Annotated in this window: 21 protein-coding genes; 12 read left to right on the top strand and 9 right to left on the bottom strand. The window is 64.7% G+C overall.

The window, feature by feature from the left end; translation table 11 throughout:
- The first annotated feature begins 2 nt into the window (after nt 1-2).
- The 3 genes from rsgA (at nt 3) to asd (ending at nt 2935) form a co-directional block, all read left to right on the top strand.
- The gene (gene rsgA, locus P1P91_RS06685; RefSeq protein WP_311885409.1) at nt 3-1022 is read left to right on the top strand and encodes a small ribosomal subunit biogenesis GTPase RsgA; all 1020 of its coding nucleotides are present in this window, start codon (nt 3-5) and stop codon (nt 1020-1022) included.
- Nucleotides 1023-1050: 28 nt separating this feature from the next.
- Nucleotides 1051-1893 carry a sulfurtransferase gene (locus tag P1P91_RS06680; protein ID WP_311885407.1) on the top strand — a complete coding sequence of 281 codons (843 nt, stop codon included), beginning with the start codon at nt 1051-1053 and terminating at the stop codon, nt 1891-1893.
- Between the two features lie 202 nt (nt 1894-2095).
- The gene (gene asd / locus P1P91_RS06675) at nt 2096-2935 is read left to right on the top strand and encodes an archaetidylserine decarboxylase (RefSeq protein WP_311885406.1); all 840 of its coding nucleotides are present in this window, start codon (nt 2096-2098) and stop codon (nt 2933-2935) included.
- Between the two features lie 342 nt (nt 2936-3277).
- Here the strand turns inward: asd and P1P91_RS06670 are convergent, their stop codons facing one another.
- The gene (locus tag P1P91_RS06670) at nt 3278-4228 is read right to left on the bottom strand and encodes an IS481 family transposase (RefSeq protein ID WP_311885724.1); all 951 of its coding nucleotides are present in this window, start codon (nt 4226-4228) and stop codon (nt 3278-3280) included.
- 102 nt (nt 4229-4330) lie between these two features.
- Between P1P91_RS06670 and P1P91_RS06665 the strand changes: the two genes are divergently transcribed.
- The 5 genes from P1P91_RS06665 to P1P91_RS06645 are packed head-to-tail and all read left to right on the top strand — an operon-like array spanning nt 4331 to nt 9158.
- On the top strand, nt 4331-5932 hold the full coding sequence (locus P1P91_RS06665; protein WP_311885404.1) for a cbb3-type cytochrome c oxidase subunit I: 1602 nt from the start codon (nt 4331-4333) through the stop codon (nt 5930-5932).
- Nucleotides 5929-6549, top strand: a complete 621-nt coding sequence (locus P1P91_RS06660; protein ID WP_311885402.1) for a cbb3-type cytochrome c oxidase subunit II — start codon at nt 5929-5931, stop codon at nt 6547-6549. Before P1P91_RS06665 ends, P1P91_RS06660 begins: the two co-directional genes overlap by 4 nt.
- Nucleotides 6546-7202: a c-type cytochrome gene (locus P1P91_RS06655; protein ID WP_311885401.1), complete on the top strand. Its 657-nt coding sequence runs from the start codon at nt 6546-6548 to the stop codon at nt 7200-7202. Before P1P91_RS06660 ends, P1P91_RS06655 begins: the two co-directional genes overlap by 4 nt.
- Complete coding sequence (locus P1P91_RS06650) at nt 7202-8065, top strand: c-type cytochrome (protein ID WP_311885400.1); 864 nt, start codon at nt 7202-7204, stop codon at nt 8063-8065. The genes P1P91_RS06655 and P1P91_RS06650 overlap by 1 nt, the downstream gene beginning before the upstream one ends.
- The gene (locus P1P91_RS06645) at nt 8058-9158 is read left to right on the top strand and encodes a c-type cytochrome (protein WP_311885399.1); all 1101 of its coding nucleotides are present in this window, start codon (nt 8058-8060) and stop codon (nt 9156-9158) included. Before P1P91_RS06650 ends, P1P91_RS06645 begins: the two co-directional genes overlap by 8 nt.
- 11 nt (nt 9159-9169) lie before the next feature.
- Here the strand turns inward: P1P91_RS06645 and P1P91_RS06640 are convergent, their stop codons facing one another.
- From P1P91_RS06640 to P1P91_RS06625, 4 genes are all read right to left on the bottom strand, one after another.
- Nucleotides 9170-11398, bottom strand: a complete 2229-nt coding sequence (locus P1P91_RS06640) for a heavy metal translocating P-type ATPase (protein WP_311885398.1) — start codon at nt 11396-11398, stop codon at nt 9170-9172.
- A gap of 186 nt (nt 11399-11584) precedes the next feature.
- Nucleotides 11585-12670: an ABC transporter ATP-binding protein gene (locus P1P91_RS06635; protein WP_311885397.1), complete on the bottom strand. Its 1086-nt coding sequence runs from the start codon at nt 12668-12670 to the stop codon at nt 11585-11587.
- A complete protein-coding gene (locus tag P1P91_RS06630; RefSeq protein ID WP_311885396.1) occupies nt 12667-14232 on the bottom strand; it encodes an ABC transporter permease in 1566 nt (521 codons plus the stop codon). Before P1P91_RS06630 ends, P1P91_RS06635 begins: the two co-directional genes overlap by 4 nt.
- Nucleotides 14233-14338: 106 nt before the next feature.
- Nucleotides 14339-15361: an extracellular solute-binding protein gene (locus tag P1P91_RS06625; RefSeq protein ID WP_311885395.1), complete on the bottom strand. Its 1023-nt coding sequence runs from the start codon at nt 15359-15361 to the stop codon at nt 14339-14341.
- Nucleotides 15362-15596: 235 nt separating this feature from the next.
- Here P1P91_RS06625 and P1P91_RS06620 point away from each other — a divergent pair, with 235 nt between their 5' ends.
- On the top strand, nt 15597-15911 hold the full coding sequence (locus P1P91_RS06620) for a hypothetical protein (RefSeq protein ID WP_311885394.1): 315 nt from the start codon (nt 15597-15599) through the stop codon (nt 15909-15911).
- A gap of 177 nt (nt 15912-16088) precedes the next feature.
- Here the strand turns inward: P1P91_RS06620 and P1P91_RS06615 are convergent, their stop codons facing one another.
- The gene (locus tag P1P91_RS06615; protein ID WP_311885393.1) at nt 16089-16397 is read right to left on the bottom strand and encodes a hypothetical protein; all 309 of its coding nucleotides are present in this window, start codon (nt 16395-16397) and stop codon (nt 16089-16091) included.
- A gap of 309 nt (nt 16398-16706) precedes the next feature.
- On the opposite strand from P1P91_RS06615, the gene P1P91_RS06610 reads away from it, so the two are divergent.
- On the top strand, nt 16707-17354 hold the full coding sequence (locus tag P1P91_RS06610) for a PRC-barrel domain-containing protein (protein WP_311885392.1): 648 nt from the start codon (nt 16707-16709) through the stop codon (nt 17352-17354).
- Nucleotides 17355-17473: 119 nt separating this feature from the next.
- Nucleotides 17474-18628: a DUF3541 domain-containing protein gene (locus P1P91_RS06605; RefSeq protein WP_311885391.1), complete on the top strand. Its 1155-nt coding sequence runs from the start codon at nt 17474-17476 to the stop codon at nt 18626-18628.
- Here P1P91_RS06605 and epmA read toward each other — a convergent pair.
- Nucleotides 18561-19583 (bottom strand): EF-P lysine aminoacylase EpmA, encoded by a 1023-nt coding sequence (gene epmA, locus P1P91_RS06600; protein ID WP_311885389.1) that lies wholly within the window; start codon nt 19581-19583, stop codon nt 18561-18563. The genes P1P91_RS06605 and epmA overlap by 68 nt on opposite strands.
- Complete coding sequence (gene efp / locus P1P91_RS06595; RefSeq protein ID WP_311885388.1) at nt 19583-20149, bottom strand: elongation factor P; 567 nt, start codon at nt 20147-20149, stop codon at nt 19583-19585. The genes epmA and efp overlap by 1 nt, the downstream gene beginning before the upstream one ends.
- Before the next feature lie 95 nt (nt 20150-20244).
- Here efp and epmB point away from each other — a divergent pair, with 95 nt between their 5' ends.
- Entirely contained in the window at nt 20245-21267 is a 1023-nt protein-coding gene (gene epmB / locus P1P91_RS06590) for an EF-P beta-lysylation protein EpmB (RefSeq protein WP_311885387.1), read from the top strand.
- A 73-nt stretch (nt 21268-21340) separates the two neighbouring features.
- On the opposite strand, the gene leuA is transcribed toward epmB, so the two are convergent.
- Nucleotides 21341-23047, bottom strand: a complete 1707-nt coding sequence (gene leuA, locus P1P91_RS06585) for a 2-isopropylmalate synthase (protein WP_311885385.1) — start codon at nt 23045-23047, stop codon at nt 21341-21343.
- Between the last annotated feature and the right edge of the window lie 137 nt (nt 23048-23184).

Below are 23184 nucleotides of genomic sequence, written 5' to 3'. Positions count from 1 at the left end.
CCATGAGCAAACGTAAACTGACCCGTCAGCAGCGCTGGCGAGTGGAGAAGATCCAGGCCGAGCGCGAAAGGCGCGCCGCCAGAAACAGCGCCCGGGAAGCCGAGGCGCTGGCCGCGGGCGAATACGGCGCCGAGCAGACCGGCCGGGTCCTTGCCCACTTCGGCCGCACGCTCGAGGTGCGCAGTGCCGGCGGCGCGGCGGTACGCTGCCACCTGCGCGCCAACCTCCAGGGGCTGGTCACCGGCGACGTGGTCATCTGGCGCGAAGGCGAGGACGGCTCCGGCGTGGTGGTCGCCGCCGCCGAGCGCGAAAGCGTGCTCTCCCGCCCGGACCCTCGGGGCCGGCTCAAGCCCGTGGCGGCCAACGTCGATCAGATTCTCATCGTCTTTGCGGCGGAACCGACGCCCCACGCCAACCTCATCGATCGCTACCTGGTCGCCGCCGAAGCCACCGGCATCGCCCCGGCGCTGGTGCTCAACAAGATCGACCTGCTGCCCGACGACGGCGGCAAGCTGAGCGAGCTTTTGCAGCGCTACCGCGACATCGGCTATCCGGTGGTCAGCGCCACCACCGAACAGCATGCCGGGCTCGACGCGCTCAGCCGCCAGCTTGCCGGGCGCACCTCGGTGGTGGTGGGCCAGAGCGGCGTGGGCAAGTCCTCGCTGATCGATCGCCTCTTGCCCAACGAAACCCTGCGCATCGGCGCGCTGTCCGACGAGACGCGCAAGGGCACCCACACCACCACCACCGCCCGGCTCTACGCCATGCCCGGCGTCGAGGGCGGCGTGCTCATCGACTCCCCCGGCATTCGCGAATTTGGTCTGACGCACCTCGATGCCGAGACCGTCACCGAAGGCTTCATCGAGTTTCGCCCCTACCTGGGCCACTGTCGCTTTCGCGACTGCCGCCATCAGGCCGAGCCCGGCTGCGCTTTACTTGCCGCGGTGGAGGCAGGCAATATCCATCCACAACGCTTTGCCAGCTACCGGCAGATCCTCGCCAGCCTGGACACGCCAAGCTGAATAAGCCACGTCAACGTAAGGAGTTGTCATGAGCACCCCACAACAAAGCTCGGAAGCCCACCTGCTGCCGCTGATCGTCGAGCCGGAGACGCTCAGCGACCACCTTGACGACCCGGAGCTATTGATCATCGACGTGCCCAAGGACCCCGGCAGCTACGCCCGGGGCCATGTCCCCGGCGCGTTGTTTCTGGAAAGCCGCCGCCTGATGCGCGGCGAAGCGCCGGTGCCCAGCGAAGTCCCGGATATCGACACGCTCTCGGCCCTGCTCAGCGAGCTGGGGCTGACCCGGGACACTCACGTGGTCGCCTACGACGACGAAGGCGGCGGCTTTGCCGCGCGGCTTCTGTGGACGCTTGAGCTTATCGGCCATCGGCGCTACTCCTACCTCAACGGCGGCATTACTGCCTGGCGCGCCGAAGGCCTGCCCCTGGAAACCAGGCCCAGAAAGCCCACGCCAACCGACTACCGCGCCGAAATTCTCAACCCCGAGACGCGCATCACCTGCGAAGAGATCAAGGATCGCCTGGGCGAGGACGGCTTTGCCGTCTGGGACGCCCGCTCCCCGGCGGAATACAACGGCGAGAAGGGCCAGAACAAGCATCTGGGCCATATTCCCGGCGCGGTCAACATGGAGTGGACCAGCGCCATGGACCCCGAGCGCGACCTGCGTCTTCGCGGCTACGCCGAGCTGATCACCGAGCTTGAGGCCATGGGCATCACCCAGGACATGGAGATCGCCACCCACTGCCAGGGCCACCACCGCAGCGCCTTTACCTGGCTTGTGGGCAAAGCGCTGGGCTTCAATATCCGCGGCTACGCCGGCTCCTGGGGCGAATGGGGCAACAGCGACGACACGCCCGTTGAAACCTGACCCCCGGCGACGTTTGGGGATAGTTCGAAAAGGGTTCCACGCCAAAGCCGGCAATAGCTCCATGCCATTCCGGCATTTCCGCCATCCATGGCGGTCAGATGGCGTAGGTAGCGTCCAAGGATGGATTCACAGCGCCCCCTGAAGACCTATTACCCACGTCGCTACACTTCCATGCGCCAGCCTGACAGTGGAACCAACATACGTGACGCTTACCCAAAAAGCCTTTGCACTCATGCAGTATCCGCTGCCCCACCACGCTATTTCGCGGCTGGCGGGGCTTTTGGCCGAGTGCCGCTCCCCGGGGCTGAAAAACGCCCTGATCCGCGCCTTCATCCGGCGCTTCAAGGTGGACATGAGCCAGGCGCAAGAGCCCGACTACCGCGCCTACTCCACCTTCAACGACTTCTTTACCCGGGCGCTCACCAGCGACGCCCGACCCGTCGGGGAAGGCTTTATCAGCCCCGCCGACGGCACGCTATCCCAGTTTGGGCGCATGGCGGCCGGCGAGCTGGTGCAGGCCAAGGGGCATCGCTTTTCCACCCGGGCGCTGCTGGGCGGCGACGCGGCGCTTGCCGAGACCTTCGCCGGCGGCAGCTTCGCCACGGTGTATCTATCGCCCAGGGACTATCACCGCGTGCACATGCCGATTGCCGGCACCCTGCGCGAGACGATCTACGTGCCCGGGCGGCTGTTCTCGGTCAACCAGGCCACCGCCGGCCATGTGCCGGGGCTCTTTGCCCGCAACGAGCGGCTGGTGTGTATTTTCGACACCGCCAACGGCCCGCTTGCCGTGGTGCTGGTGGGCGCGATGATCGTCGCCGCCATTGAAACCGTCTGGGCCGGGCAGATCACGCCGCTTGCCGGCACGCCCCAGCGTACCCGCATGGATGAGCACGTCACCCTGGAAAAAGGCGCCGAGCTCGGCCGTTTCAAACTCGGCTCAACGGTGGTGATGTGCACTGCAGACCCGGTGTCATTTTGTGACTTTCCCCCGGGTGCCAAGGTGCAGATGGGGCAGGGATTAGGGCATATGAACGCTTAGGTCCGTAGCGCTCGACAAGCGCCTGAGCCGGGCTGAGCGGCCTGGTCAAGCCCGGGCCCAATTCGTTAAGCTTAGCTACACTTAACTTTATTAGCTATACATAATAATGTAGCGACACGCCGCGTAACGTATTGCCTTATGGGGGCGAGCGAGCCGAGCAAGCCGTGTCCGGCCCGAGGAAACGGCTGGCCGCTGTGCTGGTACATTAGCCTTTCGGCCAACTCCGCTCTGCTTCGGTGAAACGTCAAAACCTGCTACGCTTTCAGCTCGAGTCAAAAGTAACCCTGATTTCTCACTCTACACTGTTACGGGGCAGCCATTCATCTGGTGCCGCGCACGCCCCTAGCTGTGTAAACCCACCAGGTTGTTCACGGAAAGCCCCAACCGGCTAACCGGAGGGTGATAGTTCAGGCTGGCATGTGGCCGGTGCCAGTTGTACTGGTGAAGCCAGGCGGAAAGGTGTTTGCCTCGCTCCTCCGAGCTCTCATAAGACTGGGCATAGGCCCACTCGCGCAGAGCGGTTTGAATGAACCGTTCTGCCTTGCCATTGGTGCGGGGCGTATAGGGGCGAGTGCGCTTGTGCTTCAGCCCTACCCGCCGGCACAGGCGGTGAAACGCCCGGGACCGGTAGCAGGCGCCATTGTCGGTGAGCACCCGCGTGAAGCGAGTCCCCAAGTCTCGATAGTATCGTATGGCCTCCAATAGCGCATAACAGGCGCTCCAGCCGGTTTCATCAGGGTAGCGGGTGCCGAAGGCCACCCGTGAGTGATCGTCGATGGCGATGTGGACATACTCCCACCCTGCGCCACGCGTGGTCTGTTGGCGATCGCCGGTGACCCGATGCCCCGGGCGCGCGAAGCAGCCGAGCTTCTTGATATCCAGATGCAGGAGATCCCCGGGTGCGTCGTGCTCATAGCGATTGCTGGGCCTTGGCGGTGTCAGAGCCGCCAAGCGATTCAGCCCCTTGCGCTTGAGAATGCGCGCTACCGTGCTCTGGCCAACCCCCAGCGCCTGGGCAATCTGGCAATAGGTCTGGCGTCGCTGACGACGCTCGACGATCTGCTCCACCGTCGTTGCGTCGGTCGCCCAGGGACTTCGGGCAGGGCGTGACCGACGGTCCTGGAGGCCCTCGAGTCCCTCCTCACGGAAACGACGCACCCATTTGTAGGCCGTTCTCACACTGACGCCCTGGGCTTGCGCGACCTCTCTGGGCCGCAACCCTTCATCGATGACGCGAGCGACCAGCAGGGCTCGACCGTGCGGAGTGAGTCGGGCATTCTTATGGGTGTTCATCCGGGCCTCCTGGAGAGATTGGTTGGTTTGCATCTCCAGTCTTCCGGGTTGGCTCCGGATGAACAACCTACCGAGAGATCACACCTAGCCAACGGAGGTGACATGAACTTCACCATCGGGTCCCTTCTGGCATTCAGCTTTGCCGCCTCGCTGCTTGCGGTGATCGCCCTGATCTGGGCTATCTCGACCCACCAGTTCCGCATTACCGAAAGCGATGCCAGAACCGTCTTCGAAGACGATGACGAAGCCGGCAAGCTGGACGACCCCACTTCGCCGCACAGCGAGCGCCTTGCCACTCAGGATCCGCGGCTCACCCGCGACTGGCACCGCCTGCTGATCGTGATGTTCGTCACCGCCACGGCCTGGCTGGTGTTCGGCTCGGTATTCGGCGTTATCGCCTCGCTGAAGCTGCACCTGCCCGACTGGCTGACCGGGAGCGCGCCGCTGACCTTTGGGCGCATGCGCACCCTGCACCTGAACTCGGTCATCTACGGCTTTCTGTCGCTCGGGGGCATCGGCACGGCGATGTGGCTGGTGCCCACGCTGTTCAAGACGCCGCTGCGCAAGCCGCGGCTGGGCCTGGTGGGCGCGGCGATCTGGAACCTGGGGCTTCTGGCCGGCGTCACCGCCATTGCCAGGGGCTGGACCGACGGCCTGGAGTGGCTCGAAATTCCCTGGCAGTTCGACATTCTGCTGGCCCTTGGCGGTGCCTGCTTTGCCGTTCCGCTACTCTTTACCGCCGCCGCTCGGCGCGTGAACCATATCTATGTGACCGGCTGGTACTACATGGCCGGCCTGGTATGGTTCCCCGCCCTGTTCATCATGGCCAACATGCCGGTGCATACCGGTGCCCAGCAGGCCACCGCCAACTGGTGGTTCGCCCACAACGTGCTGGGGCTCTGGCTGACCCCGCTGGGGCTCGGCGCGGCCTACTACTTCATTCCCAAGATCATCGGCAAGCCGATCTACTCCTATCGCCTGTCGCTGCTGGGTTTCTGGGCTCTGGCCCTGTTTTACAGCCAGGTAGGCATGCACCACCTGGTGGGCGGCCCAATCCCTACCTGGGTGGTTTCGCTCTCCATCGTGCAGTCGGTGATGATGGTGGTTCCCGTCATTGCCGTCGCCATCAACCAGCACACGCTGAGCCTCGGCAACCTCTGGGCCTGGCGTGAGAGCCTGCCGCTGCGCTTCGTGGCGCTGGGCGCCATCATGTACACCCTGGCCTCGCTGCAGGGGTCGCTCGAGGCCGTGCGGGCCTTCAGCACCGTGGCCCACTTCACCCACTACACCGTGGGCCACGCCCATCTGGGCGCCTATGCGTTCGTCGCCCTGGTGCTGTTCGGCGGCATCTACTACATGCTGCCGCGCATTACCGGGCGCGCCTGGCCGATGCCCTGGGCCATCAGCCTGCACTTCTGGCTGGTCGTCGTCGGATTTGCCATCTACTTTTTCGCGTTGACCATCGGCGGCTGGCTCCAGGGACTGGCCATGGTCGACGCCAGCCGGGAGTGGCTGGAAAGCATGGAGCTCACCGTGCCGTATCTGGCCGGCCGCTCCCTGGGCGGCACCCTGATGACCCTGGGCCACTTCGTCTTTGCCGCCAACCTGGCCGTGCTGTTCCTCGGCCCCCGCCGGCATTTCGAAGAGACGCCACAGGCCGAAGAAACGCAGTCACCCCGTCCGGCACAGGAGTCTGAGGCATGAACCGCATACTCCCCCTGATCATCGTTGCTCTGGCGCTGCTGGCTTTTGCCACGCTGTTCCTGGTGGCGGGCCCCGCCGCCCAGATTCGCACCATCGAGCCTCCCGAGGGGCTTGAGCCCTATAGCGAGGCCGAGCAGCGCGGCCGCGAAGTGTATGTCAGCATGGGCTGCGTCTACTGCCATACCCAGCAGCCGCGCTCGAGCGAGCAGGCGCCGGACGCGACCCGCGGCTGGGGGCGCGCCTCCACCGCCGCGGACTATGTCTATGACGAACCGCACCTGCTCGGCACCATGCGCACCGGTCCGGACCTGCTCAACGTCGGCGCTCGTCTGCCTTCCCGGCAGTGGCACCTGACGCACCTTTACCAGCCCCGGGCGGTCACGCCGACAAGCATCATGCCGTCTTTCCCTTTCCTCTTCGAAGCCAAGGAGAAAGCAGGCAGCGATGACGTGGTCGTGAAGCTGCCCGAACAGTATCGCCCGGAGGGCAAGGTCATCGTGGCCAAGCAGGCCGCCCTTGACTTGACCGACTACCTGCTCAGCCTCGACCGCACCTACCCGGTCGAACATGATCACCTTCGTGACAACGGCTTTCGCGCCGAGAAGGAGGATTCATGACCCAGCGTCCCAGCAAGCGCTCTCGTCCGGGATCCGTGGCCGGTATCCGTTACCGGAACTTTGATCCCTACGAGGCCTATAACCCTATCCCCTGGCAGGTGACTGCCATCCTGCTGGCACTGGCGGTTTGGGGCACTGTCGCCCTGCTCACCGATAGCCAGCTTGCCGAGCCACCGCCGCAGATCGGCGAGGAAGCCGAGCAGGCTGCCGTTGAGGCGGCATCATCGCCAAGTGTTAATGGCCAACGGCTCTTTACCGCCTACTGCAGTACCTGCCACCAGGCCAACGGCGCAGGCGTCAAGGGTGCCGTACCGCCGCTGAACGGCTCGCACTACGTTCTGGCCGACGCGGAAGTGCCGGTCAATATCCTGCTGCACGGCCTGGACGGCGAGATCGAGGTCAGCGGCAGCGTCTACAACGGACGCATGCCGACTTTCGGACATCAGCTAAGCGATGAACAGATTGCCGCCATCCTGACCCACGTGCGCGGCCAGTGGGACAACCAGGCCGCCGGCATTGAGCCTGATTTCGTGGCCGAGCAGCGCGAGCGCTTCTCCGGGCGGGTGAGCCCCTGGGAAGGCGGCAAGGCGCTGGAGGATGCGTTCGGCGTCGCCGACACGGCCTCCCCGGCCCCTAGCGAGGAGGACTCCTGATGCGAACCTGGATAACCCCCGGCAGGCTGGCCGGCCTTTCGGCTCTGGCCGCCGCCGGACTTGGCCTGGCGATGCTGACCTACGGTCAGGGCGAGCCGCCCACCGACGAACCGTCGGCCGAGTCCACCGCCCGGGATGCCGACAAGCAGAGCATCGACTCTCCGCTGGCCGCGGTTTATTTTGCTCAGCAGGCCTTCAGCGCCAACATCAAGCTCGCCGGCCCGCTGGTCGGGATCGGTACCGACCGGGACTGGGCATGTGGCACCTGCCACGGCCACGGCGCCCAGGGTGCCGAGAACGTCCCGCGCCTGGCCGGGCAGCCGGCGGGCTACATCACCAAGCAGCTGCACGACTACGCCAGCGGGCGCCGTCAGAATGACAACATGCGCTATATCGCCCAGGGGCTGAGCGCCGAGGAAATGGCCGCGCTCGGCCAGTTCTACTCGAGCATGAACACTTCCAGCACCGCAAGCCCCCGGCTGAACGGCGACCTTGAGCGAGGCCGCGAACTGGCGCTGCAGGGTGACTGGAATCTTGACGTGCCGGCCTGCTTCACCTGTCACGGCTCCTCTGCCTGGGGCGTGGGGCAAGGTTTCCCGGCGCTGGCGGGCCAGCATCCAAGCTACCTTTATACCCAGCTCGCCGGCTGGGAGGCGGGCCGGCGCAGCAACTCGCCGGGCAGGCTAATGCACAGCGTCGCCTCGGCGCTTTCCGATGACGACATGCGCTCGGTGGCCGATTTCATGGCCACCTTGCCTGCCCCGCCGGCCCGGCAGTCGACCCGGCTCGAAACGCCGGCGCCCGAGCGGTTGACGACCTCCGCCCAAGCCGATAGCCAAGGAGGGAGCGACGAGCATGAGTGATCACCAGACGTCTCAAATGCACAGATCCACCCGGCGGCGCCTGGCCTATGCCAGCGTCGGCGCGGTAGGGCTATTTATTGTGGGTGCTCTGGTCGCCGACTATGATCTGCTGCCCTACGTCACCGGCCCGGCGCCGCAAACCACCGAGGCAGAGCGCAGTGCCCAGATTGCTCGGGCGGCGCGCACCCAGCTCGACGAACAGCGCCAGGCCTGGCAGGAGGACCTTTCCGCCGGGCCGCCCGAGCTGCCCGTCGGCCCCAAAGGCTACTACCAGCCTCCGCTCAAGGAGGACATTCCCGACGACGAGTTCGGCGACGCCGTGACCCGCGGCCGGGAAATCTTTGTGAATACCGGGACCAACGCCGGCGAGTTCGTCGGCAACGATCTTGCCTGCGCCAACTGCCATCTCAACGCCGGGCGCCGGCCGAACTCGGCACCGATGTGGGCGGCGATCACCAACTATCCGGCATACCGCGGCAAGAACGAGATGATCAACACCATCGAAGACCGCGTCAACGGCTGCTTCACCTACTCGATGAACGCCCCGGGCTCGCCAAGCGGCGGCCCACCGCCCCAGGGGCATCAGGTCTACAAGGATCTTGAAAGCTATTTCTCCTGGCTGGCCGACGGCAACGCCCTGCGCGAAGACGTCCCCGGGCGCGGCTACCCCTCGCTGGAGGAGCCGGAGCAGGACTACGACCGAGATCGCGGCGAACAGGTGTTCGCCGACAACTGCGCCGTCTGCCACGGGCTCAACGGCCAGGGCCAGAAAGACCTCAACGGCCGCTATATCTTCCCGCCGCTGTGGGGGCCCAACTCCTACAACTGGGGCGCCGGCATGCACCGGGTCAACACCGCCGCCGGCTTCATCAAGGCCAACATGCCGCTGGGCAGGCCCGACAGCCTCAGCAACCAGCAGGCCTGGGACGTCGCCGCCTATATCAACAGCTTCCCGCGCCCGGCGGACCCGCGCCAGGTCGATGAAGACCTTGATCTTGACGAGGCCAAAGAAGCGTACCACCAGCACCAGGACTACTACGGGGAGACCCGTAACGGAGCCACGCTTGGCAAGGGGGCTTCCCCGCAGAGCTAGGCGGCGGCGCCCTAGCCTTCCCCGGCCAGCCGCGAGGCGTTGGCGGTCACCGTCAGCGAGCTGGCGGCCATGGCAATGACCGCCACCACCGGGGGAATCATGCCGAAGGCGGCAAGGCTCAGGCCCACGGCGTTGTAGATCACCGCAAACACCAAGTTCTGACGCATGACGCCATAGGCGCGCCGCGCTGCCGCCACGGCGTCAGCAACCCGCGTGACGCCGCCCTCGGCGATCGCCACGCTGGCCGCGCTCATGGCGGGGCCAGCGGCGTCGCTCACCGCAATGCCTACCGCCGCCTCGGCCAGCGCCGGGCCGTCATTGATACCATCGCCGGCGAAGGCGACACTGCCGTGCGTGGCGCGAACGATGGCCGCCTTGCCCTCCGGCGAACAGTCGGCGTAGACCCGGGATGGCGGCAGTCCCAGCTCCCGGGCCACCGCCAGGGAAGGCGGCGCGGCGTCGCCGCTGACGATGGCGCACTCGATGCCGCCGCGGCGCAGCCGGGCGACGGCCTCGGCGGCATCGTCGCGCAGCCGGTCTGCAAGCCAGAGCGTTGCCACCCAGCGCCCGGCCACGGCCACCTCCACGCCGACGCGGATAGCCGCTGCGGCCCCGGCGGCGTCCTCGCGCTGGCACGCCACGCCCTGGCTCTCGAGAAAATCGGCGCTGCCGACCAGCACCGTACCGTGCCCGGCAGCCTCCAGGCGCACCCCGCGTTCAAAGCGCTGCGGCGCCTCGTCCTGCGCGGCCGGCGAAAGCGCGCCGGCGGCCTGCAAGGCGCGCGCAATGACGTGCTCCACGTCCCGTTCGGCCCGAGCGGCCAGCGCCAGCACCTCCTCCGAGGTCAGCGACGTCTCTGCGCGCAGCTGGACTTCGTCAACGGCCAGCTGCCCCTCGGTCAGGGTGCCGGTCTTGTCGAACATCAGGGTATTAACCCCCGCCATGCTCTCCAGCGCGGCGGGATGGCGAAAGAGAATGCCCCGGCGCGCCGCCTGGCTGGCCACCGCCACGTAGGCCACCGGCACCGCGATACCCACCGCGCAGGGACAGGCGATGACCAGCACGGATACGGCCCGCAGCAGCGTCTCTTCCAGCGCCAGCCCCGCAAGGAAGCTTCCCAGCAGCGTAAGTGCCGATAGCCCCAGCGCCACGGGGACGATAAAGCGGGCGACCCGATCCGCCAGCCGCTGGGTGTCGCCCTTGGCGCCGACCGCCTCGGCGATGCGCGCGCCAATGCGATCGATACGCCGGCCGCCGACCGGCTTGTCGACAACCAGCGTCAGCGCGCTGCTCAGGTTGACGCACCCAGCCTCCACGTAGTCACCGCTTTTCACCGGCGCCGGCAACGACTCACCGGTGAGCACGCTGCGATCCAGCCGGCTCGCCCCCTCGAGCACCACCCCGTCGAGCGGGACGCGCTCGCCCGCCGCCACCCGGATACGCTCGCCGCTGACGACCCTATCCGCCGCCACGCTGACCGGCTGCCCCGCTGTATCGAGACGCTGCGCGGTTTCCGGAAGCGTATCTCTGAGGGCATCGATCGCCTGGGTGGCGTGGCGCAGGGTGCGGGTCTCGATAAAGCGTCCCAGGGTGAGCAGGCCGACGAGCATTGTGGCGGTATCAAAGTAGACGCGGCTGCTGCCCTGGCTCAGCTGCCAGACCGACAGCCCCACCGCGGCGGTAACGCCGATACCGATCAGGGTATCCATGCCGGGAACGCCGGTGCGCAGAGTGCGCCACCCGGCCAGAAGAATCGGCAGGCCGACAACCGCAAGAACCGGCACGGCAAGAATGCCGGCAACGCTGGCGATCCACCAGCCGGTAGCGCTCGCGGCAACGCCGCCTCTATCGAGGTAGAGAACCAGCGACAGCACCAGGGTCCACATGCCGAAAAAAGCGGCGATGGCCAGGCGTATCCCCAGCCGCTCGACGTGCCGATCGATCCGCGCCAGGGTCTCGGCCGCGCTCAGCGGCGGCCCCAGGCGATAGCCCAGGCGGGCAACCCGGCGCGCCAGCTCGCGCAGCCGAAGCTGCCGAGGGTCCCAGTGCACCACCAGGGTGGAAGTGGCAAAGCTCACCCCCGCCTCAATGACGCCGGGCGTTCGCTGGATCACCTGCTCGGTCGCCGCCGCGCAGCTGGGGCACCAGAGCCCGTCGATGGAAAGCAGCGCCTGGCCGTCGTCCTGAAGAGCGTCGAGCGCTTCAGCGACTTCTTCCCTGTCACGTTGCCGTTTTGTCATCGCTATGCCGCCCTCCTCCGAAGCTCTCGCCAGCGTCTCTACCAGGCGCAATCCCTCGACGCTGAACGCCGTTCGCGCCGCCAGTCGGCTCGTCAGCCCCTCCGTAGACTATCAGGAGTGCGACAGCAAAGCCGAACAAGTCATGGCCCGGCGCTAGCCGGCGGCGGACCAATGCCGATCGCTCGCTCAGGCCGCGCGTTCCTGCCGCCCTGCCCGCTCGTCTTCCGGCGACGGCTGCGGATAGGCCATGACGTCGCCGCTGACCGCGATGCCCACGCGGTCGCCGGGGGCAAACGCCGGCGCCCCCATGACGCGCACGCGGATATCCTCGGTGCCCAGCGGCGCGTCGGCCCTGAGATAGATCAGGGCGTCATGGCCGTGATAGATCGTCTTCAGTACGCGCCCGCTCACCGGCTGCCCCTGGGGCTTGCCGACGACAAACTGCTCCGGACGCAACATGATGGTGGCCCGGCGGCAGTTCTCGGGGCAGCCGGAGGCCACCTTCAGGCGGCCAAACAGGGTGTCGATACAGCCGTTGGCCACCGGCGCCTGGAGAAGGGTGGCCTCGCCCACAAAGCGGGCCACGCCCAGGTCCGCCGGGTACTTGTAAAGCGACACGGGGTCGGCCACCTGCACGCAGCACCCGTGGCGCATGACCGCCACTCGATCAGCCATCGACAGCGCTTCTTCCTGGTCGTGGGTGACCATGATCGCGGTCGCACCGATGGCCTTCAGCGTCGTGCGCACCTCCTCGCGCAGCGCGGCGCGAAGCCCGGCGTCCAGGGCGCTGAACGGCTCGTCCAGCAGCACCAGCGACGGCGCCGGCGCCAGGGCCCGAGCCAGTGCCACCCGCTGCTGCTGGCCGCCGGACAGCTCGTGCGGCATGCGCTCGCCGAGCCCGTCCATGCCCACCAGCGCCAGCATGTCGCTCACGCGCGATGACTTGCGCTCAGCGCGAGAAAGCCCAAAGGCAATGTTTTTGGCCACCGTCAGGTGCGGAAACAGCACGCCGTTCTGGGGCACATAGCCGACGCGGCGCTTCTCGGGCCTGACCCAGGTCCGGCGATTCATGAAGACCTTGCCGTCGACGCTGATGGCCCCGGCATCGGGGAACTCGAAGCCGGCGATCGAGCGCAGCAGCGTCGTCTTGCCGCAGCCCGACGGGCCAAGCACCGCCAGCATCTGTCCGGCGTCAAGCTCCAGGCTGACATCCTTAAGCGCCTGCACGGCCTGAAACCGCTTGGAAACGTTGGATAGCTGCAGCTTGGTCATGTTTCGCCTCTCTTTTGCTTGCTCCGGGTAAAGGAGCGCATGGTCAACAGGTACACCGGAAGCCCGGACACCAGAATCAGCAGCGCGGCGTAGGGGGCGGACGCGGCGTACTCACCGCTGGCGGTATGCACCCATACCCGGGTTGCCAGCGTATCGACGCCCGTGGGCCGCAGCAGCAGCGTCGCCGTCAGCTCTTTCATCACCTGCAAAAACACCAGCGCCAGCCCCGCCCCCACGCCCGGGGCTATCAGCGGCAGCGTCACCCGCGCAAACACGCTCAGGGAACGTTTGCCAAGCGAGCCGGCCACTTCCTCGAGCTGGCTTGGCACCTGCACCAGCACGCTGCGGATCGATGACTGGGCCAGCGGCAGATACAGCATCGCATAGCCGATCAGCAACAGCGGCACCGTCTGGTAAAGGGGGTAGGCGTAGCGGATGGCAAAAAATACCAGCGTCAGCCCGATCACAAGCCCGGGCAGGCTGTGAATAAAGTACGGCAGCCGTTCGGCAAGAGTTGCCAGCCGCCCCTGATAGCGCACCGCCAGAAACACCAGCGGCAGGGCCAGCAGAACCGTCAGCAGCGCCCCCCCCATGCCGAACGCTAGCGTGGTATAAAGCGACCGGGTAACGATAGCAACGTCAAAGGCCGCCGATGAGCCGGTCAGCAGCCAGTAGGTAATAGTGCCCAGCGGCACCCCTGCCGCCAATGCGACCAGACAGGCCACGCCGGCCAGCGCCAGCGGCTTGCCCGCTCCCAGCCGAATGCGCTCGAGCTCACCGGGCGCCCCCTGGCGCTGGGTAGCGTAGCGGGCCCGGCCTCTTGACAGCAGCTCAAGGCCAATGACCATCACGCAAAGGCTGAGCAGAACCAGCGTCAGCATCGCCGCCGAAGCGCCGTCAAATACCACGTTGTACTGGTCGAAAATCGCCGTGGTGAAGGTTTCATAGTTGAGAAACGACAGCGCCCCGAACTCCGCCAGCATGTGCAGCGCGATGAGGATGGCCCCGCCGAGAATCGCCGGGCGCAGCTGAGGCAGGATGACGCGAAAAAATGTCTGCTTTCGGCTGTACCCCAGCGAACGGGAGGTTTCTTCCAGGGCCGGGTCCATGCCGCGCAGCGCCGCCGCCACCGGCAGATGCACCAGCGGATAGTTGGACAGCGTCATGACCAGAATGACCCCCTTGAGCCCCTCAATACCCGGCAGGATCGACACCCAGCTATAGCTGCCGATAAAGGAAGGCACCGCAAACGGCAGCATGACCGCCGCGTTCCACAGCTTGCTGCCCGGCAGATCGGTACGCTCGATCAGCCAGGCCGTTATCGTACCGATCACCGCACAGAGCAGGGTCACCGCAACGTCCATCTGCAGCGTGTTGACCAGCAGCTCGTACACCCGGGGGCGGAACACCAGCGTCATCGAGTGTTCCCAGCCGGCCTCCCGAGCTCGCAGAAGAATGTACAGCACCGGCAGCAGCGACATCAGCGCTACCAGCGCGACGGCCAGCACCAGGGCAAGCGGCACGGCGGACGGGCGCCGGACGCGGGAAATACGAGGAGTCATCAGGGTTCCCGGAAAAAGCATCGGCACACAAAAGCGCGCCGGAGGCGCCCCACAGCACCCCCGGCTTGACCATGAACGTTAGCCATCAGGCCAGTGACCGCCGCCCTTACAGCAGCCCGACCTCCTGCAGCAGCTCGATGGCGGCATCGCCGTTGCTGTACTCGCCGAGATCCAGGGTGCCGTTGGGCGGCGTCAGCTCGGAAAAGGGCTTGAGCCCCTTGCTGTCCACGTCAGGATTCAGCGGATACTGTGCGCTTTCATCCGTCAGTATCTGCTGGCCTTCTTCGCCGGTGGCATAGGTCATGAACTTCTGAGCCGCCTGCCGATTCTCGCTGGAGGCAAGAATCGCCGCGCCGGATACCGTCACCAGGTCGCCCAGGTCGTTGGTACCGAAGAAATACAGCCGGGTATCGAGGTTCTCGGCCCCTTCTTCCCGTGCCTTGGCATCCCAGTAGTAGTTGTTGATCAGCGCCGCCGGAATCTCGCCCCGCTCGACGGCGTTCATGGCCGCGACGTTGTTACGGTACACCTTGCCGTTGTTCTTGAGGCCTTCAAGCCATGCCTTGGCGGCCTCGCGGCCGTCCAGCTTGATCATGGCCGAGAGCTGCTTTTGAAACGCGCCGCTGGTCTTGACGAAGGCGAATCGGCCGTCCCACTCGGGGTCGGCAAAGTCCTTGACCGAGCCTGGCAGGCTTTCTTCATCAATCTGGTCCTTGTTATAGACCACCACCCGCGAGCGGGCGAGCAGCCCCACCCATTCACCGTTATCGCCCTGATACTCCTGGGGGATGTTGGCCAGCGCCGAGTCGTCAATCGTTGCCAGCAGGCCTTTTTCGGCCAGCATGATCAGCGGCGTCGACTCTTCGGTGTAGATAATATCCGCCGGAGAACGGTCGCCCTCTTCGACGATCTGGTGGGCCAGCTCGTTGCTGGAACCGTTACGGGTCTCCACGCTGATGCCGGTCTTGTCCTCGAAACCATCGATCAGCGCCAGGGTGGCATCCTTGTGCTGGCCGTTGTAGATCGTCAGCGTGTCCTCCTGGGCCAAAGCGGCGGTAGATCCCGCCAGCAGCAGCGCGGCCAGCGCAGCGGATCCCGGGGTTAACAGGCGTTTCGCAACGTTGTGCATGGTGCATCCTTCTCGTAACGCCCCGGCGCGGTGATAGACAGCGCGGTAGCGCTTGTGAATGAACAGCAGTGACTAATAATACTGATTATCAATAACAGGAACGATACCATAGCTTTCTCCGGTGTCAATAACAGGCTAACGATATCCTGCCAATGCCGTTGCCGGAGACCTTGTTGGCCGCTTATCGTCTTAATGCGCTAAGCTTCAGACACCTGGATCACACAAGGAGGAGGCGATGCATCAACATATCGAATGGGACGCGCCCGGTGCGCAGAGCGTCGCTGCCTACTATGCCCAGCACCCAGAGGGCTACAGCGAACCACGTCCCGGCGTGATTGTTTCCGGACGCTATGAAGGCGCCAACGTGCGCGTCAAGGTAGAGGCCTACAAGGACGGAGTGAGCATCGGCAGCGTCGCCGCCATCATTGATGCCCAGGGCAAGCGGCTAAGCCAGCACGGCAAGCTCCGCCTGGGGGATATGGTGCGCCTGCCCGACGACCAGCGGGCCTTTGAAGCCGTGAACGAATCTCCCCGGGACGATGAGGGCTGAGATCAGCCTCAATAAAAGAGAAACCGCTGGGCTGCAGAAACCGGGGGCAGCCATTGAAACAGCCGCGCTTATGAATAAGGGCCGTTCCAAAGGCCGCCATTCTGCCAAATACCAGCCCAAGATAAATGCAAGAGGCGTAGGGCTGGCTGATTAACTTGTTGGCCTTATCAAGCGCCCTCACGCTATCAGCAGAAGGAGAAGCTCATGCTCAAGAAGTCGCTCGCCGTTTTTGCCGTGGCTAGCGCACTGGTAACCGGTGGCGCCGTCGCCCAGCAGGGAGACTCGCGGCTTTCGAACAGTCCGCAGCGCTACGGCCACGACGGCCACCACCGCCATCACCACGACAGCCAGCATCGACACCACCACCAGCGCCGCCATGATGACAGCCGGCACAGGCAACACGAACACCGCCGGCAAGGCCGCGATAGCAGCCAGCACCGGCATCATCGCTGGCACGAACAGGACAGTCGCGGCGGCGATCGGCATAGACACCACCGTAAGCATCACCGACAAGAGAACGGCGAACGCTACAGGCACCATCGCGGGCACCACTGGCAGGAGAACAGCGAGCGCCGCAGGCACTATCGCGACAGCTATCGAAACGGCCGCGACTGAAAGCGGCGCGATGTATTCCCCACTCCCGCTGTTCACCTTCTTGACACCCCGGCCCCCCTAACCTATTAGTTAAAAAGGAAATCGCCGCCAGGCGATAAATAAAGCATTAGGGAGAAACCGGCTACGTCTGATTCGATTGTTATAGCCGATGACACGCAGTGAAACTCAAGGAGAAAAACCATGGTAAAAATTCAGGCATGCATTCTTAGCTTAATGCTGGCGTCGGGGGCTGCACTGGCTCAGGAGAGCGACAAGGCGCCAGAGAACGATCCGGCACAGGCAGAGCAGGCCGAGACTCAGCAGTCAAACGCCAGTGGCGACGGCATGAGCCAGGAGCAAGCGAACAAGGAAGCACAAACCGAAGAGAATCAGACAGAAGGAACAGAAGACAAGTCAGCGAAAGACGCCTCGGCAGAGCAACAGTCCGCCGATAGCACGGCTTCCGGCGACATGTTCATGACCAAGCAGACCGAAGACCAGATTCGCTCCGACCAGCTGGTCGGCAGCAACATCGTTAATGCCTCCGATGACAAGATCGGCTCGATTTCCGACCTTATCATGAATCAGAATGGCCAGGTCGTCGGGATCGTGGTCGGCGTAGGCGGCTTTCTGGGCATGGGAGAAAAGCAGGTTGCCCTTTCCTGGGACGCCGTTGAAATTACCACGGCCGAAGACGAGGCCAGTTATCAGGTGAAGACCTCGATCGAGAAGAAAGACCTCGACAACGCTGAGCCCTACAAGACAGAAGAAAAGCAGCAGCAAGAACAGCAGGAACAAAAGCAAAAAGAAAAGCAGCAGCAGCGAACCGAGGATCCCAAAGAGGAATAACTCAAGACGCAAGCACATGGACAGCTAACGACAACTCTCATGGCCCCTAACGTCACGACGGCGTTTGGGGCCATGTTTCAGGCTTCCCCGATCGTTTTATCAGCAGGTGGCTTGATGACGTGCGCGCTATATCTCTTTCCCGATTAACGGGCCTTATTTTCTGGCTACTGCTGACGGTGCCCTGGGCAGCCGGCTCAACGCCGACATCCGATACCCCTGGCGTCAGCGCACCTGAAGCTATCGCCGAAGCGATCCGGGCACGCTATGAAACCGCCCTTGTCGACCTGCCCGAAAGCAAGCAGCGCCACTACGCCCAGCGGCTTTACCGCATCACCGGAGACGAGCGTTACCTGCCTCTCAACCGCGACTATGGCGATCGCCTGACCGAAAAGCTCCGTGAAGAAATCGCCGCGCTGGCAACACCCGGCTACGCCGAACGCCGGGCGCGCGAAGCAATAGCCGACTATCCGACCAGCAGCGAAAAGAAGCGGCACCGCAAGCGCATGCTCTCCCAGTGGGGCGAGATCGCCTACGCCAAGAGTCTGGCCTTTGATCTGGTGCAGACCAAGGCTTATGGCCTGCTGAACGAATCCGACTTGCCCGATTATCAGCGAGCGCTGGCCTATTTGAAAAGCGTCAACTTCCGTTCGTTTCTACTCGATGCCGAGGTCATGACCGTCTACGCCGCCCAGATCGCCAATCTGGCCTACTATCTGCATGACCTGGGCGTGGTCGACCTGCGCGAAGAGGTCATCACGGCATTTCGCCAGCAGTATCCGCCAACCCGGAATGCTGCGCTAACCCGAGCGGAGTATCGCAACAAGATCTACGGCATGACCCACCTTGTCATTGCCGCCAGCGACTACTACCAAAAGCCGGTGAAGGCCGAAGCGTTTCGCTGGGCGCTGAACGAATTTGCTGCCGGCCTGGACCCTCTTCTCGCGCGCACCAAGGCAGATATCTACACCGAAGTCGGCATCAGCTTTCTGCTCGCCGGCCAAGGCGAACACCCGGCGGTCACGCAGCTGCAAGACGCCTTGCTCGAGGCTTATGACGCCGACGCGCAGATGATCCCCGCCGAGGACGGCAGCACCGACCTCGCTCAGGGCGAACACCGCAACGTGCTGGCCATCATGCTGCTGGACTGGCCAAACAGGCTATATCCCGGGCCTGTGCTTTATGAGCTGGGTAATACACCGGCTCCCCTTAACACCCCGACGTATCAAAGCTCAGCACGTCGCTCAGTCGGGGCTTGGCAAGCGCCAGCTGAATGAGACGATCAAGCCCCAGCGCCACGCCGCTACCGTCGGGCAGGCCCTGGGCAAGGGCAGCGACCAGTCGGGTATCGACGTCAACTTCGTCAAACCCGAGCCGGCGGCGCTGGGCGTTGTCTTCGTCGAAGCGGGCCTGCTGTTCGGCGGCGTCCGTCAGCTCGTCGTAGCCGTTGGCCAGCTCCACGCCCTGGAAGTACAGCTCAAAGCGCGAGGCCACCTCGTCGCCATAGGCATCGACATGACGGCGGGCCAGGGCCGCCTGGCTGGCGGGGTAGTCCACTACCGCGCAAAGCGAGCCCTGCCCTCCCTTCGAATCTTCTTTTGCCCAGCCAAGCGTCGGCTCGATGACCAGGCTCATGAGCAGATCCAGGCAGGTTTCCCGGGGCTCGTCGTCAAGCGCACCCTTGGGCATGAAGCCGCGCTCGGCGGCGAGCCGGCGCAGGCGATCAAGCGACACGCTGAAGGGATCGATTTCCAAGTGTTCGTGAAACAGCTCGCGGTAGGGTCGGCACCGCAACGGCCCCTGCTCGTCGGAAAGCGTCGATGGGGATAGCACCTCCCGGATCAGCGCGGCGGTTTCCTCCATCAGCGATGCCAGACTCATGCCCGGGCGGTACCATTCCAGCATGGTGAATTCGACGTTGTGCCGCCGGCCCACTTCGCCGTCGCGAAAGCTCTTGGCCAGCTGGTAGATCGGCCCGCTGCCGGCGGCGAGCAGGCGCTTCATGTGAAACTCGGGCGAGGTGCGCAGCCACAGGCGCTGACGGCCGGCAGCGGTGCGCGCCAAGGCGGAAAGCGACGCCAGATGAATATCGGTGCTGCCGCCCTGGCCAAGAATCGGGGTTTCCACTTCGAGCACGCCGCGCTCGGCGAAGAAGGCGCGCACCCGGGCGATGAGCCGGGCGCGGTCGCGCAAGGTGGTCATGTCAGCGGTGGGCCGCCAGGCGTCGCTCATCAGGCGCGGGACACGTATTCGCCGGTGCGCGTATCCACCTTGAGCACTTCGCCTTCGTTGATGAACAGCGGTACGCGTACCACGGCCCCCGAGGACAGCGTGGCCGGCTTGGAGCCGCCCTGAGCGGTATCGCCCTTGAGGCCGGGGTCGGTCTCGGTGACCTCAAGCTCGATGAAGTTCGGCGGCGTGACCTGGATGGCATTGTCGTTCCACAGCGTCACGGTGTAGGGCACCTGCTCCTTGAGCCACTTTTCATCGTCGCCCAGGGCGCGCTTTTCTACCGCGTACTGCTCGAAGGAGCCGTCGGTGCGCATGAAGTACCACATGTCGCCGTCGGTGTAGAGATACTCCATCTCCAGCTCCAGGACGTCTGCGCCTTCCAGGGATTCGCCGGACTTGAAGGTGCGCTCCCAGACGCGGCCGGTCATCAGGTTACGCAGCTTCACGCGGTTGAAGGCCTGCCCCTTGCCGGGCTTGACCAGCTCGTTGGAAACGATCGAACACGGATCGCCGTCGAGCATTACCTTTAAACCGCCCTTGAATTCGTTGGTAGAATAGTTGGCCATAGTGCCTCTCAGGTTGCGTCATTGAAACAAGAGTCAAAACGTCAGCGCGCGTTCGCCTGACCGGTGCGCCGCATTCTAACCCGAAGGAGGGCTTTTTGCAGGACAACACCCTGATCGTCAAAGACAGCGCCGACGCGGCGGAAAGCGCCGGCTGGAAGCGCCAGCTCTCCCGGGCGGTGCGCGACCCGGCCGAGCTGTGCCGAAGGCTTAATCTGGCTGACGCCTGGCTACCCGGCGCCGAGGGCGGCCATGCGCTGTTCGAGACCTGCGTGCCCGAAGCCTTTCTCGCTCGCATCGAGCCTGGCAATCTCGCCGACCCGCTGCTGCGCCAGGTGCTGCCGCTGGGCGAGGAAACCCGCGAAACCTCAGGCTTTGTGGCGGACCCGTTGGAAGAGGCCGAACAGCGCCCGGCCCGGGGGCTCATTCACAAATACCACGGCCGGGTACTGCTGATCGCCAGCCCCACCTGCGCGGTGAACTGCCGCTACTGTTTTCGCCGCCATTTCCCCTACGCCGACAACGCCCCCTCCCGGGCCCAGTGGCGCGAAGCGCTTGGCTACCTGCGCGACGATGACTCGATCCGCGAGGCGATTTTCTCCGGCGGCGACCCGCTGGCGGGAAGCGACCGCCAGCTTGGCTGGCTGGTCGGCGAGCTGGAAAACATCGCGCACCTCAAACGGCTACGAATTCATACCCGGCTGCCGGTGGTAATCCCCGACCGGGTAGACGACGCTCTTCTCGCCTGGCTGGATGCCACCTGGCTGCAAACGGTAATGGTGCTGCACATCAACCATGCCAACGAAATCGACCAGGCGGTAATCGACGCCTGTACGCGGCTGCAAAAAGCGGGGGTGACGCTACTCAACCAGAGCGTTTTGCTGCGCGGGGTCAACGACAGCGTGTCGGCGCTGGAAGCACTGTCCGAACGGCTGTTCGAGGCGCGCATCCTGCCCTACTATCTGCACGTCCTCGACCCGGTGGCCGGGGCGGCACACTTCGACGTCGGCGACGACGAGGCGCGGGAACTGGTGGACAAGCTGCGCCAGCGCCTGCCGGGCTTTCTGATGCCGAGACTGGTGCGCGAAATTCCCGGCGAACCGAGCAAAACGCCGCTTTAGCCACACAGGAACAAAAAACCGGCGCCCGAGGCGCCGGTCATATCAACGATGTCCCGCCGGTTCCGGACCGCAATCAGGCAAGCGTTTCCGCGGTGACGTTGGCCGCCGGTGCCTGGGTCGAGCGGTGGCGATTGATCGCGCTGAGCACGCCCTTCATCGAGGCGCTGGTAATGCTTTCGTCAATGCCGACGCCGAAGACCGACTCGCCGCCCACGCGCACCTGCACATAGGCTACGGCTTCGGCATCGGTGCCCTGCCCGCGGGAGTGTTCGTGGTAGTCGATGATTTCCACGTCGTGGCCGGCGCTTGAAAGCGCCTGGACAAAGGCCGCCAGCGGGCCGTTGCCCTGGCCGGTCAGCGTTTTGCGCTCGCCGTCGAGATCCACCGTGGCTTCCAGATTCACGGTAGGGCTGTCCGGCTCGGAAGACATGCTGTGGCTGGCAAGCGAGAACGGCGCAGTGCGCTCAAGATATTCGTCGCTGAAGGCCTGATAGATCATCTGCGAGGTGATCTCCCGGCCGGTACGCTCGGCCACTTCCTGCACCACCTGGCTGAACTCCATGGACAGTCGACGCGGCAGCACCACGCCGTGCTCTTCTTCCAGCAGGTAGGAAACGCCGCCCTTGCCCGACTGGCTGTTGACGCGAATGACCGCTTCGTAGCTGCGGCCCACGTCCAGCGGGTCGATGGGCAGGTATGGCACCTCCCACACGGCGTCGGGGTTGGCACGGCGCTCGGTCATGCCCTTCTTGATCGCGTCCTGGTGGGAGCCGGAGAAGGCGGTGAACACCAGATCGCCGACGTAGGGGTGGCGCGGGTGCACCGGCAGCTGGTTGCAGTGCTCCACTTCGCGCATGATCGGGGTGATGTTGGAGAAGTCCAGCCCGGGATGCACACCCTGGGTGTACATGTTCATCGCCACGGTCACCAGATCGACGTTGCCGGTGCGCTCGCCGTTGCCGAACAGCGTGCCTTCCACCCGGTCGGCGCCGGCCATCAGGCCAAGCTCGGCGGCGGCGATGCCGGTGCCGCGATCGTTGTGCGGATGCAGGCTTATGATCAGCGCCTCGCGGTTGTTTACCTCGCGGCAGAACCATTCGATCTGGTCGGCATAGTTGTTGGGCGTGGCGCACTCCACCGTGGCCGGCAGGTTGACGATCATGCGGTGCTCGGTCGTCGGCTGGTACACGTCCATTACCGCCTCGACGATCTCCACGGCGAAATCTATCTCGGTAGTGGTGAAAAGCTCCGGCGAATACTGGAAGGTCCAGCGGGTTTCCGGCGCGGCGTTCATGGCATCGCGAATCTGCGCCGTGGCCTCACGGGCAATCTTGATACAGTCCTGCTTGTCAACGTTGAAGACCACCCGGCGAAACACCGGATCGGTGGCGTTGTAGACGTGGACGATGGCGTTCCTGGCGCCCTTGAGCGCCTCAAAGGTGCGCTCGATCAGGTGCGGGCGCGCTTGGGTCAGCACCTGAATGGTCACGTCGTCGGGCACCTTGCCCTCGTCGATCAGCGAGCGGACAAAGTCAAAATCGGTCTGCGAGGCCGAGGGAAAACCCACCTCGATTTCCTTGAAGCCGATGTCCACCAGCATGTCGAAAAGCCGCTGCTTGCGCTCCTGGTCCATGGGGTCGATCAGCGACTGATTGCCGTCGCGCAGGTCGACGCTGGTCCAGATGGGCGGCTCGTCGATGCGCCGGGACGGCCACTGGCGGTCGGGCAGGTCGATAGCGGCGAACGGGCGATACTTTTGTGCGGGATCAGACAACATCATGGCGGCTCTCCTGGAGGAACAACGTGCGGCGAAAGACAGTATAAAAAGCGTCGAGGCTTGCAGGCACCCACGCAAAACGCCCCTTCACCATCGGGGGCGAAGGGGCGTTTGGACAGGCGCTGACACGTACGCAAGCG

Origin of the sequence: Halomonas piscis (genome assembly GCF_031886125.1) — a bacterium.
Lineage (GTDB): Bacteria > Pseudomonadota > Gammaproteobacteria > Pseudomonadales > Halomonadaceae > Vreelandella > Vreelandella piscis.
The sequence above is the reverse complement of the archived record's forward strand: the minus strand, read 5'-3'. Positions and strand labels throughout refer to the sequence as shown.

Coding starts and splice junctions, on each gene's coding strand:
- leuA (WP_311885385.1), bottom strand. CDS start 23,047: ATGATGTTGTCTGATCCCGCACAAAAGTATCGCCCGTTCGCCGCTATC.
- P1P91_RS06665 (WP_311885404.1), top strand. CDS start 4,331: ATGAACTTCACCATCGGGTCCCTTCTGGCATTCAGCTTTGCCGCCTCG.
- P1P91_RS06610 (WP_311885392.1), top strand. CDS start 16,707: ATGGTAAAAATTCAGGCATGCATTCTTAGCTTAATGCTGGCGTCGGGG.
- P1P91_RS06670 (WP_311885724.1), bottom strand. CDS start 4,228: ATGAACACCCATAAGAATGCCCGACTCACTCCGCACGGTCGAGCCCTG.
- P1P91_RS06630 (WP_311885396.1), bottom strand. CDS start 14,232: ATGACTCCTCGTATTTCCCGCGTCCGGCGCCCGTCCGCCGTGCCGCTT.
- rsgA (WP_311885409.1), top strand. CDS start 3: ATGAGCAAACGTAAACTGACCCGTCAGCAGCGCTGGCGAGTGGAGAAG.
- P1P91_RS06660 (WP_311885402.1), top strand. CDS start 5,929: ATGAACCGCATACTCCCCCTGATCATCGTTGCTCTGGCGCTGCTGGCT.
- P1P91_RS06625 (WP_311885395.1), bottom strand. CDS start 15,361: ATGCACAACGTTGCGAAACGCCTGTTAACCCCGGGATCCGCTGCGCTG.
- epmA (WP_311885389.1), bottom strand. CDS start 19,583: ATGAGCGACGCCTGGCGGCCCACCGCTGACATGACCACCTTGCGCGAC.
- P1P91_RS06680 (WP_311885407.1), top strand. CDS start 1,051: ATGAGCACCCCACAACAAAGCTCGGAAGCCCACCTGCTGCCGCTGATC.
- P1P91_RS06655 (WP_311885401.1), top strand. CDS start 6,546: ATGACCCAGCGTCCCAGCAAGCGCTCTCGTCCGGGATCCGTGGCCGGT.
- P1P91_RS06615 (WP_311885393.1), bottom strand. CDS start 16,397: ATGCCGATCGCCGCCGCGACTGTCCTGTTCGTGCCAGCGATGATGCCG.
- efp (WP_311885388.1), bottom strand. CDS start 20,149: ATGGCCAACTATTCTACCAACGAATTCAAGGGCGGTTTAAAGGTAATG.
- P1P91_RS06640 (WP_311885398.1), bottom strand. CDS start 11,398: ATGACAAAACGGCAACGTGACAGGGAAGAAGTCGCTGAAGCGCTCGAC.
- P1P91_RS06650 (WP_311885400.1), top strand. CDS start 7,202: ATGCGAACCTGGATAACCCCCGGCAGGCTGGCCGGCCTTTCGGCTCTG.
- P1P91_RS06635 (WP_311885397.1), bottom strand. CDS start 12,670: ATGACCAAGCTGCAGCTATCCAACGTTTCCAAGCGGTTTCAGGCCGTG.
- P1P91_RS06620 (WP_311885394.1), top strand. CDS start 15,597: ATGCATCAACATATCGAATGGGACGCGCCCGGTGCGCAGAGCGTCGCT.
- P1P91_RS06645 (WP_311885399.1), top strand. CDS start 8,058: ATGAGTGATCACCAGACGTCTCAAATGCACAGATCCACCCGGCGGCGC.